Origin of the sequence: Streptomyces sp. SudanB25_2051 (assembly GCF_964272635.1) — a bacterium.
In the GTDB taxonomy this organism is placed as follows: Bacteria; Actinomycetota; Actinomycetes; order Streptomycetales; family Streptomycetaceae; genus Streptomyces.
This window is the reverse complement of sequence record NZ_OZ186787.1, coordinates 6,096,199-6,113,144: the sequence shown is the minus strand read 5'-3', so window position 1 is coordinate 6,113,144 and position 16,946 is coordinate 6,096,199. Positions and strand designations below refer to the sequence as shown.

The following is a 16,946-nucleotide window of genomic DNA, read 5'->3' as shown; positions in this document are numbered from 1 at the left end:
GGCCGAGCGGCCGCGGGGCCGGGCCGCCCCGGTTCTACGGAGTGGCGCGGACGAGGCCCTGGGCGGCCGCGCCCCGGCTGAGGACGACGCCGGTGATGCGCTCCCGTACGGGGGCGAGGGCGGTGTCGCCGGAGGTGACGGCGGCGTTCAGGTCGATGACGCGGTTGGCCTCCGTGTCGAACCACTGGGGGATGAACTCGGCGCGGGTGACCTGCCAGCGGTCGCCGGGGGTGCGGGGCGGGGCGAAGGTGAAGCGGCCGATGGTGCCCTCGTTGCCGCGCGGGTCGTGGGCGCCGGAGTGGTTCACCATGGCCCCGGCGATCTGGTCGCCCATGCCGTAGACGATCCAGGTGCCGTTGACCTTCTCGTACGCCTGGGGGACGTGGGCGTGGGTGCCGAGGATGAGGTCGATGTCGGGGCGTCCCGCCGTGGTGGAGGCGGTGAGGGAGCGGCCGAGTCCGAGCTGCTGCCGGTCGGGGGCGGTCTGCCACTCGGTGCCCCAGTGGAGGCTGACGACGACCACGTCGGCTCCGGCCTCGCGGGCGGCCCGCGCGTCGCTGAGGATGCGGCTCTCGTCGATGAGGTTGACCGACCAGGGCCGGTCCTCGGGGACGGGGATGCCGTTGGTGCCGTAGGTGTAGGCGAGGTGGGCGACGCGGGCGCCGCCGGCCTCCAGCAGGACCGGGGTGTTGGCCTCGTCGGCGGTGCGGGCGGAGCCCGCGTGCCTGATGCCGACGCGGTCGAGGTGGTCGAGGGTGCGGCGGATGCCCTCGGGGCCGGCGTCCAGGGTGTGGTTGGAGGCGGTGGAGCAGGAGTCGTAGCCGGTGGCGCGCAGGGCGTCGGCGACCTGCGGCGGCGACTTGAAGGAGGGGTAGCCGGTGAAGGGCCCGCCGTCCCGGCCGTAGACGGTCTCCATGTGGCAGATGGCCAGGTCGGCGGCGGAGATGACGGGGGCGACGCCGGCGAGCATGGGGCGGAAGTCGTATCCGGTGCCGTGCGCGTCGGCGCGGGCCGCCCGGATGACCGAGGCGTGCGGGAGGACGTCCCCGGTGGCGGCCAGCGTGAACGGCCGCGGGGCGGGCGGTCCGGCGGGCGCGGTCCCGCCTCCGGTGGCGGCCTGGGGCGCGGGGGCGGCGGACCGGGGCGTGGCCGTGCAGGCGGCTGCGGTGGTGGCGGCGAGCAGGGCGGTGGCGGCGAGGGCCGTCCGGCGGGGCATGGGGGGCTCCTGGGGGTCGGGACGAGTGGAGGGGACCCTCCCGAATGCACAGCGGACATCGACCTCAGTCAATCACTGAATATGACAAATACGATAAATTCGCTGAATTGGCGTCATGTCCGCGCGGCGACCGTTCGGCGCACCATTCGCCGCTCGGTGCGACCGCTCGCCGCACACCTCGGTGCGTCGGCTGTCCGGACGGGCCCGGATGCGTTCGGATACCGCTCGTGGGTCCTGGAGCCGCGGGAAGGGATGTGAACGATGACGACGGCCATGACGACCACCGACGAGCGGGCCTTGGAGGAGCTCCAGCGGGAGCACGGACCGGCGCTGCTGAGCTTCCTCCTCGGTCTCACCCACGGCGACCGGCAGCGCGCCGAGGACCTGCTCCAGGAGACGCTGGTGCGGGCCTGGCAGCACCCGGAGGCCTTCGAGGCGCCGTACGAGTCGATGCGGCCGTGGCTGTTCACCGTGGGCCGGCGGCTCGCGATCGACGCGCGCCGCTCGCGGCTGGCCCGCCCGACGGAGATCGGCGACGGGGTCCTCGCCTCCACGCCCGACCCGGCCGACGCCACCGAGTCGGCGGTCGCCGCGCTCGACGTGCGGGCGGCGGTCGCGGAGCTGAGCCCCGCCCACCGGGCCGTACTGGAGCGGATCTACTTCGACGGGCTGACGGTCAGCGAGGCGGCGGAGGAGCTCGGTATACCCGCCGGGACGGTCAAGTCGCGCTCGTACTACGCGCTGCGGGCGCTCGGCCGGTGCCTGCCCGGCTACAGCCGCTCCCGGCCCTCCGGCGGCCGGGGCCGGCCGGCGCGCACGGGGCGGCCCCCCGCCTGAACCCGGTGGCCACGGGGACACCAGCGGATACGTTCCTTCCCACGCGTAACGCCACGGACGCGAACGTATGCGAAACCACACCGTGAAGTTGTGCAAACAGCGGCTCCGGCCCCGCCTCGTCATGGAGGCTCGTCATCGAGGGTGCGTGGCCGAGCGACGCGCGGAAGAACGTCCGGGAGAAGGTGGGAACGTTGCGGCCCGAGAGCACGAACGGCACCGGCGGGGGCGGCCTGGCCGTCCCGATGGACTGGCTGTGTGCCGAGTACCTGGCCGATGAGCTGCTGCGCAGGGGCGGTCTCGTGGAGACCGGATCCCTGGAGTACGTGGCGGGCCGCCGGACGCTCGCGCTGACGGTCTACCTCAGCGACGGCGCGGCACCGGAGGAGCGGCTCGACGAGTGGCTGGACCGCACCTCCCACGGCCACCCCTGGCCGGAGTGGGTGCGCGAGCGGCTGGCCGAGCGCCGCGCCCGCGAGGGCGAGGGCGAACCGGGGCTGGCCCTGGCGCTGGAGACCTGGCGGCTGCTGGAGGAGACCGAACTTCTCGCGGCGGATCTGGAGACCCTGCCCGCGCCCCCGGCGGGCGCGGCGGTCGACGAGTCGGCGCGGGTGTGGCTGCCGTCGTGGCGGCTCGGCCTGCCGCTCGGCCATCTGTCGCTCCACCTGTACTGAGCCCGCCCGGAGGCCGGAAACGCACCGTTGCCCGCTCCGGCGGCGCCGGTCATCCTGTGGGCGGCCGCCGGTTCCTGCCGGCGCCGCGCCGAGCACGGGTCCGTACGGCTGGGGCGGGAGTGGTGGTGGTCCGGATGGTCGCGGTACCCGGGGCCCGCGAGGTGACCCTGGGGGTCGAGGAGGAGTTCCTGCTGGTCGACCCCGTCGACGGCGCCCCCGTGGGCGGCGCGGGCGACGTGCTGGACGCCGAGCGCGGCCTGCGCGGCCCGGACGGCGGACCGGCACCGGGCCGCGGACTCCAGCGGGAGCTGCTGGCCTCGATGGTGGAGACGGCGACGGGCGTGTGCACCGGCCTGGCGGAACTGCGCGCCGAGCTGACCGCCGCCCGCGCCCGCCTCGACGGCGCCGCGCGCAAGGCCGGGCTGCGCCCGCTCGCCAGCGGTACCGCCCCGATGGCCGCCCCGGCCCGCGCGGTCACCCCGACCCGGCACTACCGGCAGATGGCCCGGCTGTACGGGCGGCTCACCGACGAGACGGAGACCTGCGGCTGCCACGTCCACGTCGGCGTGCCCGACCGGGAGTCCGCCGTCGCGGTCCTGAACCATCTGCGGCCCTGGCTGCCGGTCCTGCTGGCGCTCTCCGCCAACTCTCCCTACCACCGGGGCGCCGACACCGGCCACGCCAGCTGGCGCGTGCTGGCGCTGTCCCGCTGGCCCACCCACCAGATCCCGCCGCGCTTCGCGTCCGCCGCCCAGTACGACCGGACGGTCGCCGCCCTGCGCCGCTCCGGCGTGCTGCCGTCCCGCGCGGGCAACGCCTACTGGTGGGCGCGCCCCTCCCACCACCTGCCGACCGTGGAGGTGCGCGTCGCGGACGTCACGCCCACCGTGGACGAGGCGGTCCTCCAGGCCGGTCTGACCCGCGCCCTGGTGACCTGCGCGCTGCACGCGGTCGTACGGGGCCGCCCCGCCCCCCGGCTGCCGGACCACGCGGCGGGCGCCGCGCTGTGGACGGCCGCCCGGTACGGGGTGTCCGGTCCCGCCCTGCACCCGGAGACCGGCGAGCGCGTCCCGGCGGCCGAGGCGGTACGGGCGCTGCTGCGCCGGGTGCGGCCCGCGCTGGAGGCCAGCGGCGACGAGGCGGAGGTGCGGGAGCTGGCCGAGCGGGTGCTCGCCCGGGGCTCGGGCGCCGACCGCCAGCGCCGCCGCGCCGCGCCCGGCACGCCGTGGGAGACCCTGTAGGACCGGCGCCGGGCGTGCCGGGGCCCCGGGAGGGGCGGTCAGGGCGGGTCGCGGTGGACGCCCGCGCGGTACTTGGGGATGCGGACGGTGACCTTCATCCCCGCGCCGACGCCCGTCTCCACCACGAGGCCGTAGTCGTCGCCGTACACCTGGCGCAGCCGCTCGTCCACATTGGACAGGCCGATGCCGGACGACGGGGGGCGCTCCCCGGCGAGGATGGCGCGCAGCACGGCCGGGTCCATGCCGACGCCGTCGTCCTCGATGGTCACCACCGCCTCGGCGCCCGCGTCCTGTGCGGCGATGGTGATCCGGCAGGTCGTACGGGAGTCCTCCAGGCCGTGCTTGACGGCGTTCTCCACCAGCGGCTGGAGGCACAGGAACGGCAGCGTCACCGGCAGCACCTCGGGCGCCACCTGCAGGGTCACCTGGAGCCGGTCGCCGAACCGGGCCCCGGCGAGCGCCAGGTACTGCTCGATGGAGCGCAATTCGTCGGCGAGCTGCGCGAAGTCGCCGTGCCGGCGGAAGGAGTACCGGGTGAAGTCGGCGAACTCCAGCAGCAGTTCACGCGCCCGCTCCGGATCGGTGCGCACGAACGAGGCGATGGCGGCGAGCGAGTTGTAGACGAAGTGCGGGGAGATCTGGGCGCGCAGAGCGCGGATCTCCGCCTCGATGAGCCGGGTGCGGGACAGGTCCAGTTCGGCCAGTTCGAGCTGGACGGACACCCAGCGGGCGACCTCCGTCGCGGCGCGCACCAGCACGGCGGACTCGTGGGAGCCGTAGGCGACGAGCGCGCCGACGACGCCCTCCTCGCCGGTCAGCGGCGCGACGACGGCCCAGCGCAGGGGGCAGCCGGGGTCGGCGCACCCGGCGCGGACGCTCTGCCCGCGCCCCGAGGCGACGACCTCCGCGACATGCTCCATGACCTGCTCGGCGTGGTGGGCGCCCGTACCGTCCCAGGCGAGGACGCCGGTGCGGTCGGTGAGCGCGAGGGCGTCCGTGCCGAGCAGAGGGCGCAGCCGGCGGGCGGCCTTGCGGGCGGTGTCCTCGGTGAGCCCGGCGCGCAGGGGCGGGGCGGCCAGGGAGGCGGTGTGCAGGGTGTGGAAGGTGGCGCGTTCGACGGGGGTGCCGAGGTCCAGGCCGTCGCGCCGTTCGCGGCGGGCGGCCAGCCGTCCGAGGGCGAACCCGGCGGCGAGCAGCAGCGCCCCGGTGGCGGCGAGCGCGGCGAGGAGCGTGCCGGTCACCGTTCGGCCCCCTCGGGGTGGGCGCGGCCGATCAGCCCTTCGGGCAGGTGCAGCCGGGCGAGGGTGGCCTGCGTGCCGGGCGGGATGCGGCGGGGCGTGGCGAGCGAGACGCCGACCATGGTGAGGAAGCCCAGCGGCACGGACCAGACGGCGGGCCACGCCATCAGCGTGTGCGGCCAGCCGTCGGGGGCGAGCCCGGCACGGGTGGCCATGACGGCGGTGAGCGCGGCGCCCCCGCCCGCGAGCAGCCCCGCGACGGCGCCGGGCGGGGTGAGGCGCCGCCACCAGATGCCCAGCACGAGCAGCGGGCAGAACGAGGACGCGGACACCGCGAAGGCGAGGCCCACCGCGTCGGCGACCGGCACGTTCGACGCGACGAGGCTCAGCCCCAGCGGCACGCCCATCGCCAGCGGCGTCGCCAGCCGGAAGTGCCGCACGCCCCGCGCGGGCAGCACGTCCTGGCCGAGGACGCCGGCGACCGACATGGTCAGCCCGGACGCCGTCGACAGGAACGCGGCGAACGCGCCGCCCGCCACCAGCGCCCCCAGCAGGTCCCCCGCCGTACCCCCGACGAGCCGGTCGGGCAGGACCAGCACCGCGGCGTCGGCGTCGCCGGTCAGGGCCAGTTCGGGCGCGTAGATCCGGCCGAGCGCCCCGTACACGGGCGGCAGCAGGTAGAACGCGCCGACCAGGCCGAGGACGACGAGGGTCGTGCGGCGCGCGGCGCGGCCGTGCGGGCTCGTGTAGAAGCGGACGGCGACGTGCGGCAGGCCCATGGTGCCGAGGAACGTGGCGAGGACCAGCCCGTAGGTGGCGTAGAGCCGCTGTCCTTCCGGGCCGCCGGACAGGGAGCCGGACCAGCCGAGCGGGTCGTCGGGGTCGGGTGCGCGTCCGGGGACGTGGGCGCCGGGCGGGAAGCCGAGGACGGTGCCGGCCTCGACGCGGTGCAGCCCCTCGCCCAGTACGGCGGTCCGCCCGTCGTACGCGGCGCCGTCGACGGTGCCGGTGACGGTGACGGTCAGCGGGGCCTCCAGGTCGAGGCGGACGGTGTCGTCGACCCGTACGGAGGTGTGTTCGCGGAAGACGGCGGGCGCGTCGAACCTGGCGCGCGGCGCGTCGTCCGCGAACCAGGCCGCGACCAGGAACAGCGCGGGCACGAGCAGCGCGGTCAGCTTCAGCCAGTACTGGAACGCCTGGACGAAGGTGATGCTGCGCATCCCGCCCGCCGCGACCGCGCCGGTGACCACGACGGCGACGAGGAGTCCGCCGAACCAGTCGGGCGCGCCCGTCAGGATCTCCAGTGTGAGGCCCGCGCCCTGGAGCTGGGGCAGCAGGTACAGCCAGCCGATGCCGACGACGAAGAGGCTGGCGAGGCGCCGCACGTGGGGGGATTCGAGGCGGGCCTCGGCGAAGTCGGAGAGGGTGTACGCGCCGGATCGGCGCAGCGGGGCGGCGACGAGGACCAGCAGCACCAGGTATCCGGCGGTGTAGCCGACCGGGTACCAGAGCATGGCGGGGCCCTGGAGGAGGACCAGTCCGGCGACGCCGAGGAAGGAGGCCGCCGACAGGTACTCGCCGCTGATGGCGGCGGCGTTCAGGGCCGGCTTCACGGTGCGGGAGGCGACGTAGAAGTCGGAGGTGGTGCGGGAGATCCGCAGCCCGAGGGAGCCGATCAGGACGGTCGCGGCGACGACGGTGGCGACCGCCGCCATCGCGTGGGTCTGGTTCACCGGCGCGGCTCACCTGCCTTCGACGAGGCCGGTGAAGTCGCGCTCGTTGCGCTCGGCCCGGCGCACGTACCAGCGGGCGACGAGCCACAGGACGGGGTGGACGGCGACGCCGAGCGCGGCCCACAGGAACGGCTCCGCGGACGGGGCCGCGCCGCCGGGGGCCAGTGCGGCCGGGAGGGTGAGGAGCAGCGGGAGGGAGCCGACGAGCAGGGCGAGGGCGCCGAGCGCCCACAGCGCGGCGCGCAGCTGGCTGCGCATCAGGGACCGGACGTAGGTGTGGCCGAGGGTGGTCTGCTCGCTGATCTCGGAGCGGGCGGGCGCGGGGCGCGGCGGGCGGCGCCGGGAGCGGGGCACCCCGGTGACGGTCTCGCGTCGGGGGCGGCGCGTCGCTGGCTGCGGCTCTGGGGGCATCGGCGTCCGGTTCGGTGCGGTGGCGGGGCCGGGGTGTGCCGGTGTGCCTCCGTGTCCCACGGGGCTCGGGGCCTCGGCTGGTCCCGGGTGCCGGGGTCTCGGGGGCCGGCTGGTCCCGGTGCTGGGATCTCGGGGGGCTCGGCGGGTGTCGGGTGGTCGGGGATGGGGCGGGTCGCGGGTGCTCGGGTCGGGCGGGTCTCGGGGCGTCGGCGGGTCTCGGGGGGTGGAGTCTACGCAGATCCCCTCCGGGCGGGTAAGCGGATTGTCCTACCCGTGACCTGCGGATCGTTCCGTGCCGCGCGGCCGGAGCGGGGAGCGGGTCATGCGCGGACGTGGCGCATCAGCAGGTCCCGCAGCTGACGGGCGTGGCGGCGGCTGACGGACAGCTCGGCGCTGCCCACCCGTACGGTCGTGGCACCGCCGTCCAGCCGCAGTTCGTCGATGCGGCCGAGCGCGACCAGGTGGCTGCGGTGTATCCGTACGAAGCCGCGCGCCGCCCAGCGCTCCTCCAAGGTGGAGAGCGGGATACGGACGAGGTGGCTGCCCTCGTCGGTGTGGAGGCGCGCGTAGTCGCCCTGCGCCTCGACGTACGCGATGTCGTCCACGGGCACGAAGCGGGTGACGCCGCCCAGCTCCACGGGGATCTGCTCGGCCGGCGGTTGGGCAGCGGGGGCGGGGCCGGACAGGTCGCTGACCCGCCGTACCGCTTCGGCGAGGCGCTCCTTGCGGACCGGCTTGAGGACGTAGTCCACCGCCTTCAGATCGAACGCCTGCACGGCGAACCCCTCGTGGGCGGTGACGAACACGACGAGCGGGGGGCGCGCGAACCCGGCGAGCAGCCGCGCCACGTCCAGTCCGGTCAGCCCGGCCATGTGGATGTCGAGGAAGACCACGTCGACGGCCTCGTCGCCGTCCGGGCCCGCCTCCAGGGCCCGGCCGATGCGGCGCAGCGCCTCCGTGGCGTCGGTGGCGCCCTCCGCGCTGCGCACCCTCGGGTCGGAGCGCAGCAGGTAGAGCAGCTCCTCGAGGGCGGGCTTCTCGTCGTCGACGGCCAGTACGCGCAGCATGCAGCGGAGTGTAGGCGCGGGCCGGTTGAGCGGGAAGCGCCCGCCGTACGTACGGATCTGGGCAGATCCGTACGTACGGGAGCGAGGGACCGGGGATGGGACGGCCGGAGCGGCACGACGCGGTGGGGGCCTACGCGCTGGGCGTGCTGGAGCCGTACGACGAGCTGTGCTGCGCGGAGCACGTGGCGCGGTGCGCGAGCTGCGCGCTGCGGCTGGTGGAGCTGGCGGAGGTGGCGTCCGCGCTGGCGCAGCTGACGGGCCGTACGCCGCTGTCCCCTCCGCCCCGCCGCCGCGCGACCCCGTCGGCCTCGTCCGCGGCGACGGCCGGGTCGGGGTCGTCGGCCGGGTCAGGGTCGTCGGCCGGGTCAGGGTCGTCGGCCGGGTCGGGGCCGCGGGGGCGGCGGGCCCGGCGGGTGCGGGGCTGGTGCGTGCGCGGGTGGCGGGTGCCGGGGTGGCCCGCGGGCCGGCGGCGGGCGGGGCGCGGGTAGCGGCGGGCTACTTGAGCAGCCGTGAGAGGCGCCGGTCCGCGAGCGGTCTGCCGCCGGTCTGGCAGGTGGGGCAGTACTGCAGGGACGAGTCGCTGAACGACACCTCCCGGATGGTGTCCCCGCACACGGGGCAGGGCTCGCCGGTGCGGCCGTGGACCCGCAGCCCGCTCTTCTTCTCCGCCTTCAGCCTGCCGGCCTCCAGTCCGTGGGAGCGGGCGACGGCGTCCGCGAGCGTGGTGCGCAGCGCCTCGTACAGGGTGGTGATCTCGTCGTCGCCGAGGTTCTGGACGGGTTTGAACGGCGACATGCGGGCGGCGTGGAGGATCTCGTCGCTGTAGGCGTTGCCGATGCCCGCGATGAGGCCCTGGTCGCGCAGGGCGCCCTTGATCTGCCGCCGCTCCCCCGCCAGGAGCGCGGCGAAGGCGTCACGGTCGAAGCCGTCGGCGAGCGGGTCGGGGCCGAGCCGGGCCACGCCCGGGACCTCGGCCGGGTCGTGGACGAGGTGCACCGCGAGCCGCTTGGTGGTGCCCGCCTCGGTCAGGTCGAAGCCGTCGCCGCCGGTCAGCGCGGTCCGCAGCGCCAGCGGTCCCTTGCCGGGGCGGGGCGGGCCGGGCGGCAGCTCGTCGCGCCACTGGAGCCAGCCGGCGCGGGCCAGGTGGATGAGCAGATGGAGGCCGCCGGCGGTGATGTCGAGGTACTTGCCGTGCCGGCCCACGGCGGTGACCCTGGCCCCTTCGAGGGCGCTGAGGGGCGGGTCGTACGTCTTGAGGACGCTGATCGCGACGGGCAGGACGCGGGCGATCTCCTTGCCGGTCAGATGCGCGTCGAGGAACTCGCGGAGCGCTTCCACCTCGGGCAGTTCGGGCATGGTTCCAGACTGCCGCAGGAGGCGGCGGCACGCCTCACCGGACACCCCGGCCACCGGGCCGCGTCAGGACGCCCGAAGGCCATGGGCCCTGCCGCACGAACGCCCACAGAATCCCTGACGGCCCCGGGCGCCCGTAAAGGACACCTGAGACCCCCAGTCCCGGCAGCCCGCCCGAAGGCCCCTGTTCAGCAGCGCCACATCCGGCTGCCCGCCTCGCTCGCCGGGCCCACCGCGCCGTGGTCGCGCCGGAGCCCGCGGGTCTCCCCGGAGCGCTCCGGCACGGCGAACTCGCACCAGACGCACTTGCCGCCGCCCCGCGACTCGACGCCCCACACGTCGGCGAGCTGGTCCACGAGCATCAGGCCGCGCCCCGAGACGCCGCTGGTGTCGGCGTCCCGGCGGCGCGGCAGGACGCTGGAGCGGTCCTCGACCTCGACGCGGAGGCGCCGCTCGTGCCCGGTGAGCATCCGCAGGGTGACGACCGCCCCGCCGTCGGTGTGCAGGAGCGCGTTGGTCATCAGCTCGTCGGCGGCGAGTTCGATCTCGTCGGCCCGCTCCCGCGCGCCCCAGGCGCGTACGGCGGCGCGGATCATGTGGCGGGCGGCGCGCAGCGCCTCGGGGTCGTTCTGCGCGACGTGCTGCTGGAGCCGGCCGCCGGACTGCGGGCTGTAGCCGACGCGGCGGCGCAGCAGCAGGATCGCCACGTCGTCGTCGCCGCCCCGCTCCCCCACGGCGTCGCACAGCTGGTCGGCGAGGGTCTGGAGGTCGGCGGGGCCGCTGCGGACGCGGTCGGTGAGCCAGCGCATGCCCTCGTCGAGGTCGGCGCCCGGCTGCTCGACGAGGCCGTCGGTGTACAGGACGAGGGTCTGGCCCGGGTCCAGTTCGAGGACGCTGACGGGGTAGTCGAGCGCCCCGAACTCGGCGGACAGGCCGAGCGGCAGCGCGCCCTGCACGCACACGCGGCGGCATTCGCCGTCGGTGTCGCGCAGCAGCGGGTCGACGTGCCCGGCCCGTACGACCTGGACCACGCCCGTCGCCAGGTCGACCTCCATGTAGGTGCAGGTGGCGAACCGGTCCGTGTCCAGCTCGCGCAGGAAGACCGAAGCGCGGGCCATGACGGTGGCGGGGGTGTGGCCTTCGGCGGCGTACGCGCGCAGCACGATCCGCAGCTGGCCCATGACGGCGGCCGCGTGGGTGTCATGGCCCTGTACGTCCCCGATCACGGCGCCGACCCGGCCGCCGGGCAGCGGGATCACGTCGTACCAGTCGCCCCCGATGTCGCGGCCGAGCCGTCCGGCCCGGTAGCGGACGGCGACCTGCGCGCCGGGGATGTCCGGGATGCGGCGCGGGAGCATCGCCTGCTGGAGGCCCTCCGCCAGGTCGTGCTCCTGCTCGAACAGCATGGCCCGCTGGAGGCTCTGGGCGATGCTGCTGCCGAGCGCGACGAGGACGTCGCGTTCGTCGGGCGTGAAGCCGTTCTTGTCGCTGTACAGCAGCCCCAGGGCGCCGATCGGGCGGGCCTGGGCGATGAGGGGCAGATAGGCGGCCGAGGTGATGCCCAGGCCGGTGATGTGCGGCCAGAGGACCGGGTACGAGGCGGCGAAGTCCTCGGGCGAGACGATGAAGCGGGGCGCGAGGGTGCGGATGACCTCGCTCATCGGGTACTCCTCGTCCACGCGCGTGTAGCGGGTGCCGGGGACGAAGGAGCCGCGCGGCCCGTCGGCGACCAGGTGGATGCGCCCGCCGGGCTCCAGCAGGCCCATGACGAGGCTGGTCGCGCCGAGGTGCTCCAGGCCGTGCGAGTCGATGAGCACGTCGATGACGTCCTGGACGGTGCGGGCGTGGGCGAGGGCGGCGGTGGTGGACTCCACGACGCTGGTGCGGCGGCGCCGCTCGGCGTCCACGCCGACGCGGGTGGTGGACTCGGCGAGCTCCTGTGTGGCGTCGCGGACGATGCCGATGATGCGGTGCGGGCGGCCGTTGCCGTCGCGGCGGATGAACCCCTGGGTGTGGGTCCAGCGCAGCCGGCCGTCGCGGGTCCGGACGCGGAAGTACGCGCCGTAGTGGCTGCTGCCGTTCTTCAGGGCCTGCGCCACCATGCCGTCGAGGCGCACGGATTCGCCGGGGGGAACCCTGCGCCCGAGGCTCTCGGGCCGCCCGTCGTACTCGGCGGGGTCCATGTCGAACAGGCCGAGGGCGATCTCGTCCATGTGCATGAGCCCGGTGTCGAGGTCCCAGTCGAAGCAGCCCATGCGGTTGAGGGACAGGCTCAGATCCGGGTGGGCGGGCCAGTCCTCGGGGAGCGACAGGGCGTCCGCTGCCGGATCAACCATGGAGCCACTCTGCCATCATTTGCCGGGTTTATCGACCTCGGGGCGGCTCAACGGCGCCTCACTCCCCGGCTGCCGGGTCCGGGAGCGGGCCGTACAGGACGTCACCCCCGGACGGCTCGTCCAGGGCGGGCGCGTCGCCTTCCGGATGCGCGTCGGGCAGGGCCGGTTCCGGCCCGGCGTCGGGTTCGCCCGGCCCGGCCGGCTCCGGGGCGGGGGGCTGCTCGGGCGCCGCGGGCGGCGGTTCGGCCTCGGCGGCGGGCGGCCGCGCGGCGGACGGCGGGGGCGGCGGGACGGCCGGGGACGGGCTGCCGGGCGCCGCGCCGGGGCCCGCGGGGCGCGCGGCGGGCCCCGCGTGGGCGGCGTCCGGCACGGGCGCGTCCGCCACGTGCCGGGCGGCCTCGTAGGCGGGGGGCACGGCGGGCTTGCGGTCCTCGTCGCCCCGGCTGCCGGCCTTCCGTTCGAGCCAGGTGTCGTTGAAGACGTTGACGAGGAGCAGGCTGTCGAGGGTCCGCTGCGTAGGGGTGATCAGCACCACTCGTTCGGGGCGGAAGCCGGGCCAGGGCTCGCCCCGGTACGCGGTGGGGGGCGGCGCGTCGGCGGGGTTGCGCAGCGGGTTGCCGGCGGCGCAGCGGACGCGGGGCGCCCCGTAGGAGTCGACGAGGACGGCGGTGCCCGCCTGGAGCACGGCCTGGTACGGGAGGGCCGCTCCGTCGCGGTAGCCGTGCCCGGTGACGCGCGTGTCGGCGCGGAGCATCACGGGCGTGAGGCCGCGCAGCCAGGCGCCGAGCCCGCGCGGGGTGACCCCGGCGGCCTGGGCGAAGGCGCGGGCCTTGGCCTGGTCGGCGGCGAGGAACCGGGCCTGCTGGTCCACGTCGCAGCTGGGCAGGGAGTGCGTACCGCCGTACAGGCCGGGTGTCGCGCCGTCGACCGTGCGCGGTCCGGCCTGCGCGGCGGCCCGGTTCGCGGGGCCGGCGGACGCGGAGGGCGGAGGCGGGGTGCGCGTGGCGGAGCGGTCGGCGGTGAGGACGGTGGAGGCGGTGAAGGGGTGCGGGCCGGGTTCGGCGGCCGGCTGGAGCAGGGGTACGGCGTCCGCCGACGGCGAGGGCCGTGCGGCGGGGCGGTCTCCGCCGCCGCAGCCGGTGGCGAGCAGCCCGGCCACGGCGGCGAGCGAGGTGAGGACGACGGGGGCACGACGGGCGCGCGCCGAGGGGAGGCGTGGTTCCGAGGGGCGGCGTGTGGGTGGACGCACGCGCATCTCCCGCCTTTCCACCGAGCTGATCCGGACAGGTCCCTCCATATCTGCCGAACCGCGCGGTCGCCCGCAACCGGCGTTCGGCCACCCGGAGGTACCCGTCACGGATACGGCGCAGCCGCCCTGCGGCCCACCCGTCCACGACTTGAACATGTTCAAACCGGCGCGGTAGGTTCACAGCGCCTTGAACACGTTCAAAGAAGGGAAGGGGGGTGGTCTCCGTGCCGGTGCTGGTCGACCTGATCGTGATGCTGGGCATGCTGGTGATCGTTCCGATGGGCCTGCGGCTGGCCGAGGCGCCGGAGACGGGCCCGGCCGTCCGGCTCTGGCCGCTGTTCGCCGTGCCGGGCGCGCTCTCGCTGTGGCTGCCGCGCGGCACCACCGCCACCGCCCTGGCCTGCGTGTACGCGGCCGGCGCGCTGCTGCTGGCCTCGGCCGCCGCACGGCGCGCCGCCGCGCACCGGTCGCTCGCGCCCGCCGAGGTGGCGCTCGGCACCGCCCTGGTCAGCCCCGCCGTGGCCGCGACCGCGCTCGTCGCCGAGCGGAGCGGGTACCCGCTGTTCGGATTCGACCTGGAGATCCTGGACCTGACCGTGCCGCACTTCCACTACGCCGGGTTCGCCGCGGCGCTCGTCGCCGGACTGGTGCACCGCGCCGCTCCGGGCAGCCGCCCGGCCGCGTTCGCCGCGCTGAGCGTTCCCCTCGGCACCCTGCTGGTGCTGCTGGGGTACTTCGTCGACGACTGGGCCGAGCTCGCGGGCGCCGTCGTGCTGACGGCCGGGATGTGGACCGTCGGGCTGCTCACCTGGCGCGATGTGCGCGCCTCCACGGGCGACCGCGTCGCCCGCGCGCTGCTCGCCGTCTCCGCCGCCGTGCTGGTGGCGACCATGCTGCTGGCGCTCGGCTGGGCGGTCGGCCAGGCGACCGGGCTGCCGCACCCGAGCCTGGCGTGGATGGCGGCGACCCACGGCGTCGCCAACGCCCTCGGCTTCGCCCTCTGCTCCCTGCTGGCGTGGCACCGGCTGCCGCGCCCCGCCCCCGGACCGCTGCCCCGTCCCCGTACGGCCGCACCGCACCATGAGGAGACCCCCGCATGATCCGCCTCGCCCGCGCCCTCCGGCGCACCGCCCCCGCGGGGGCGCCCGCCTTCACCTATCCGGAGGTCGGCGCGACCCGCACCCCCGAAGCCCTCCCCGACGGCTACCACCACCTGCGCCACCGCACCCTCGTCGGCCGCGGCCGGGACGCCTTCGAGGCGGCGGGCGCGGCCGTCACCACCTGGCGGATGCACCGCGAGACCGGCGTCCGCCTGCGGGCCGACGCGGTCCGCGCGGCACCGGGCGTGCGCGTCCGCGTCTGCGTGGGCGCCGGCCCGCTCGAGTACGGGGTGCCGTGCGAGGTGGTGTGGACGGCGTACGAGGAGACCCGCACCGGCTTCGCGTACGGCACCCTCACCGGACATCCCGAGAACGGCGAGGAGTCCTTCGTCGTGGAGCAGGCGCCCGACGGGTCGGTCTGGTTCACGGTCACCGCGTTCAGCCGCCCCGCCCGCTGGTACACGCGGCTGGCCGGGCCGCTCGTCCCGCCGCTCCAGCGGTGGTACGCGCGCCGTCTCGGCCGCGCCGTGCGGAGGATCGCGGGCGGCTGATACTGGAGGGGATGGAGCCGTTCGCCTGGTTCGCCTCGTCCGACCACTGGCTGGGCCGCCTGCTCTTCCAGCGGGGCCTCGCCGGGATCTACCTGGTCGCGTTCCTCTGCGCGGCGCTGCAGTTCAGGGCGCTGATCGGCGAACGCGGGATGACCCCCGTGCCGGAGTACCTGCGGCGGGTGCCCGCGCGCCGGGCGCCCAGCCTCTTCCGGCTGCACTACTCCGACCGGTTCTTCGCGCTGTGCGCCTGGGCGGGCGCCGCGCTCGCCCTCGCGCTGGCCGCCGGGGCGGGGGACGCGGCGCCGCTTGCCGTGTCCATGCTGATGTGGGCGGTGCTGTGGGGGCTGTACCTGTCGATCGTGAACGTCGGCCAGACCTGGTACGGCTTCGGCTGGGAGTCGCTGCTGCTGGAGGCGGGCTTCCTCGCGATCTTCCTCGGCAACGACGAGACCGCCCCGCCCGTGCTGCTGATGTGGCTGCTGCGCTGGCTGGTGTTCCGCGTCGAGTTCGGCGCGGGGCTGATCAAGCTGCGCGGCGACCGGTGCTGGCGCGACCTGACCTGCCTGTACCACCACCACGAGACCCAGCCGATGCCGGGCCCGCTCAGCTGGTTCTTCCACCGTCTGCCGCGCCCGCTGCACAAGGTGGAGACGGCCGCGAACCACGTCACGCAGCTGGTCGTCCCCTTCCTGCTGTTCACCCCGCAGCCGGTGGCGACCGCCGCGGCCGGGCTGATCGTGGTGACCCAGCTGTGGCTGGTGCTGTCGGGGAACTTCTCCTGGCTGAACTGGATCACCATCGTGCTGGCCCTGTCCGCCGTCGACGGCGCCCTCCTGGCCGCCGCGCCCCGCCTGCCCGATCCGCCCCTGTGGTACGCGGTGCTCGTCGTCGCCGTGACCGTGCTCGTCCTGGTCCTGAGCGTGCGCCCGGTGCGGAACCTGCTCTCCCGGCACCAGGCGATGAACCGCTCCTTCGACCCTCTGCACCTGGTCAACACCTACGGCGCCTTCGGCACGGTCGGCCGGGTCCGGTACGAGATCGTCGTCGAGGGCACCGACGAGCCGGTGGCCCGCGAGGGGACGGTGTGGCGGGAGTACGGGTTCAAGGGCAAGCCCGGCGACGTGCGGCGGCTGCCGCGCCAGTTCGCCCCGTACCATCTGCGGCTCGACTGGCTGATGTGGTTCGCGGCGCTCTCCCCGGCGTACGCGGCCGAGTGGTTCGGGCCGTTCGTGGAGCGGCTCCTGGAGAACGACCGGGACACGCTGCGGCTGCTGCGGCACAACCCGTTCCCCGACGCTCCCCCGGCGCTGATCAGGGCGCGGCTGTACCGGTACCGGTTCACGACCTGGCGGGAGCTGCGGGAGACCGGCGCCTGGTGGCACCGGACCCCGGTGCGCGACTTCCTGCCGCCGACGCGGCTGGACCGGACGGCGTCGCCGCGCGGGGGCGCCCGCCGCTGAGGGCGGCGCACGGGGCACGCGGCGGCGCGGCCGGGAGGCTTTCGGCGCCGGGCCGGAGGCGACCGAAGCGCTGGGTGAAGCCCTGGTCAAAGCTGGTGGGTGCGGGGGGTCTCGGCTACCTTTCAGCGGCAGTGAGCCGGGCCGAGCGGATGCCGATGACGTTCGGCCCGGCGGTCTGCCCCGCCGAGGCAGCACCGTCCGGTGTGTGCTCTCCCGTGTCGGCACCGGACGGACGAAGCCCCGTGCCCCGCCATGACGGCCGGGGCACGGGGCTTCGCGCCCACCGGGGCGCTCAGTCGACGCTGGGCAGGATGTGGGGCTCCGCGAGGTCGTCCTCGTACCCGGCGAGCCGGATCGGGGCCGAGCGGGCCCACACCTCGAGGCTGCCGAGCTGATCCGAACGGGTGGACCGGGCGGGCGGATCGGCCGGCTTCTCCTGCGTGGTCGCTTCTGGTGTCACCGCGCACTCCTTCGTGTCGCGAA

General features: G+C 75.7%; 16 protein-coding genes. 7 read left to right on the top strand and 9 right to left on the bottom strand.

Annotated features, from left to right (window positions below; translation table 11 throughout):
* Positions 1 to 34: 34 nt before the first annotated feature.
* Entirely contained in the window at positions 35 to 1,216 is a 1,182-nt protein-coding gene (locus ACSUPT_RS26865) for a CapA family protein (RefSeq protein ID WP_436945870.1), read from the bottom strand.
* Positions 1,217 to 1,477: 261 nt separating this feature from the next.
* Between ACSUPT_RS26865 and ACSUPT_RS26860 the strand changes: the two genes are divergently transcribed.
* The 3 genes from ACSUPT_RS26860 to ACSUPT_RS26850 all read left to right on the top strand — a co-directional run bounded on the left by ACSUPT_RS26860 (position 1,478) and on the right by ACSUPT_RS26850 (position 3,965).
* Positions 1,478 to 2,053 carry a sigma-70 family RNA polymerase sigma factor gene (locus ACSUPT_RS26860; RefSeq protein WP_399218218.1) on the top strand — a complete coding sequence of 192 codons (576 nt, stop codon included), beginning with the start codon at positions 1,478 to 1,480 and terminating at the stop codon, positions 2,051 to 2,053.
* Positions 2,054 to 2,244: 191 nt separating this feature from the next.
* A complete protein-coding gene (locus ACSUPT_RS26855; protein ID WP_436945868.1) occupies positions 2,245 to 2,724 on the top strand; it encodes a hypothetical protein in 480 nt (159 codons plus the stop codon).
* Between the two features lie 134 nt (positions 2,725 to 2,858).
* Positions 2,859 to 3,965, top strand: a complete 1,107-nt coding sequence (locus ACSUPT_RS26850; protein WP_361662057.1) for a carboxylate-amine ligase — start codon at positions 2,859 to 2,861, stop codon at positions 3,963 to 3,965.
* A gap of 38 nt (positions 3,966 to 4,003) precedes the next feature.
* Here the strand turns inward: ACSUPT_RS26850 and ACSUPT_RS26845 are convergent, their stop codons facing one another.
* From ACSUPT_RS26845 to ACSUPT_RS26830, 4 genes are all read right to left on the bottom strand, one after another.
* Positions 4,004 to 5,206: a sensor histidine kinase gene (locus ACSUPT_RS26845; protein WP_361662060.1), complete on the bottom strand. Its 1,203-nt coding sequence runs from the start codon at positions 5,204 to 5,206 to the stop codon at positions 4,004 to 4,006.
* Positions 5,203 to 6,936 carry a cation acetate symporter gene (locus tag ACSUPT_RS26840; protein WP_436945866.1) on the bottom strand — a complete coding sequence of 578 codons (1,734 nt, stop codon included), beginning with the start codon at positions 6,934 to 6,936 and terminating at the stop codon, positions 5,203 to 5,205. Before ACSUPT_RS26840 ends, ACSUPT_RS26845 begins: the two co-directional genes overlap by 4 nt.
* Before the next feature lie 9 nt (positions 6,937 to 6,945).
* Positions 6,946 to 7,347, bottom strand: coding sequence for a hypothetical protein (locus tag ACSUPT_RS26835; protein WP_351966229.1), 402 nt, complete (start codon positions 7,345 to 7,347; stop codon positions 6,946 to 6,948).
* A gap of 320 nt (positions 7,348 to 7,667) precedes the next feature.
* Positions 7,668 to 8,414: a LytR/AlgR family response regulator transcription factor gene (locus tag ACSUPT_RS26830; RefSeq protein WP_351966230.1), complete on the bottom strand. Its 747-nt coding sequence runs from the start codon at positions 8,412 to 8,414 to the stop codon at positions 7,668 to 7,670.
* Between the two features lie 95 nt (positions 8,415 to 8,509).
* On the opposite strand from ACSUPT_RS26830, the gene ACSUPT_RS26825 reads away from it, so the two are divergent.
* Complete coding sequence (locus ACSUPT_RS26825) at positions 8,510 to 8,902, top strand: hypothetical protein (RefSeq protein WP_436945863.1); 393 nt, start codon at positions 8,510 to 8,512, stop codon at positions 8,900 to 8,902.
* Positions 8,903 to 8,909: 7 nt separating this feature from the next.
* Here ACSUPT_RS26825 and ACSUPT_RS26820 read toward each other — a convergent pair whose 3' ends face one another.
* The 3 genes from ACSUPT_RS26820 to ACSUPT_RS26810 all read right to left on the bottom strand — a co-directional run bounded on the left by ACSUPT_RS26820 (position 8,910) and on the right by ACSUPT_RS26810 (position 13,352).
* Complete coding sequence (locus tag ACSUPT_RS26820) at positions 8,910 to 9,770, bottom strand: Fpg/Nei family DNA glycosylase (protein WP_436945861.1); 861 nt, start codon at positions 9,768 to 9,770, stop codon at positions 8,910 to 8,912.
* A 185-nt stretch (positions 9,771 to 9,955) separates the two neighbouring features.
* Positions 9,956 to 12,103, bottom strand: coding sequence for a SpoIIE family protein phosphatase (locus ACSUPT_RS26815; protein ID WP_351966233.1), 2,148 nt, complete (start codon positions 12,101 to 12,103; stop codon positions 9,956 to 9,958).
* Between the two features lie 58 nt (positions 12,104 to 12,161).
* The gene (locus tag ACSUPT_RS26810; RefSeq protein ID WP_436945859.1) at positions 12,162 to 13,352 is read right to left on the bottom strand and encodes a DUF6777 domain-containing protein; all 1,191 of its coding nucleotides are present in this window, start codon (positions 13,350 to 13,352) and stop codon (positions 12,162 to 12,164) included.
* 224 nt (positions 13,353 to 13,576) lie between these two features.
* On the opposite strand from ACSUPT_RS26810, the gene ACSUPT_RS26805 reads away from it, so the two are divergent.
* The 3 genes from ACSUPT_RS26805 to ACSUPT_RS26795 are packed head-to-tail and all read left to right on the top strand — an operon-like array spanning position 13,577 to position 16,463.
* Complete coding sequence (locus ACSUPT_RS26805) at positions 13,577 to 14,452, top strand: YndJ family protein (protein ID WP_351966287.1); 876 nt, start codon at positions 13,577 to 13,579, stop codon at positions 14,450 to 14,452.
* Positions 14,449 to 15,003: a DUF1990 family protein gene (locus ACSUPT_RS26800; RefSeq protein WP_436945858.1), complete on the top strand. Its 555-nt coding sequence runs from the start codon at positions 14,449 to 14,451 to the stop codon at positions 15,001 to 15,003. Before ACSUPT_RS26805 ends, ACSUPT_RS26800 begins: the two co-directional genes overlap by 4 nt.
* 11 nt (positions 15,004 to 15,014) lie before the next feature.
* Positions 15,015 to 16,463, top strand: a complete 1,449-nt coding sequence (locus ACSUPT_RS26795) for a lipase maturation factor family protein (RefSeq protein WP_436945856.1) — start codon at positions 15,015 to 15,017, stop codon at positions 16,461 to 16,463.
* 292 nt (positions 16,464 to 16,755) lie between these two features.
* Here the strand turns inward: ACSUPT_RS26795 and ACSUPT_RS26790 are convergent, their stop codons facing one another.
* Positions 16,756 to 16,923, bottom strand: a complete 168-nt coding sequence (locus ACSUPT_RS26790) for a hypothetical protein (RefSeq protein WP_351966237.1) — start codon at positions 16,921 to 16,923, stop codon at positions 16,756 to 16,758.
* Positions 16,924 to 16,946: the final 23 nt, after the last annotated feature.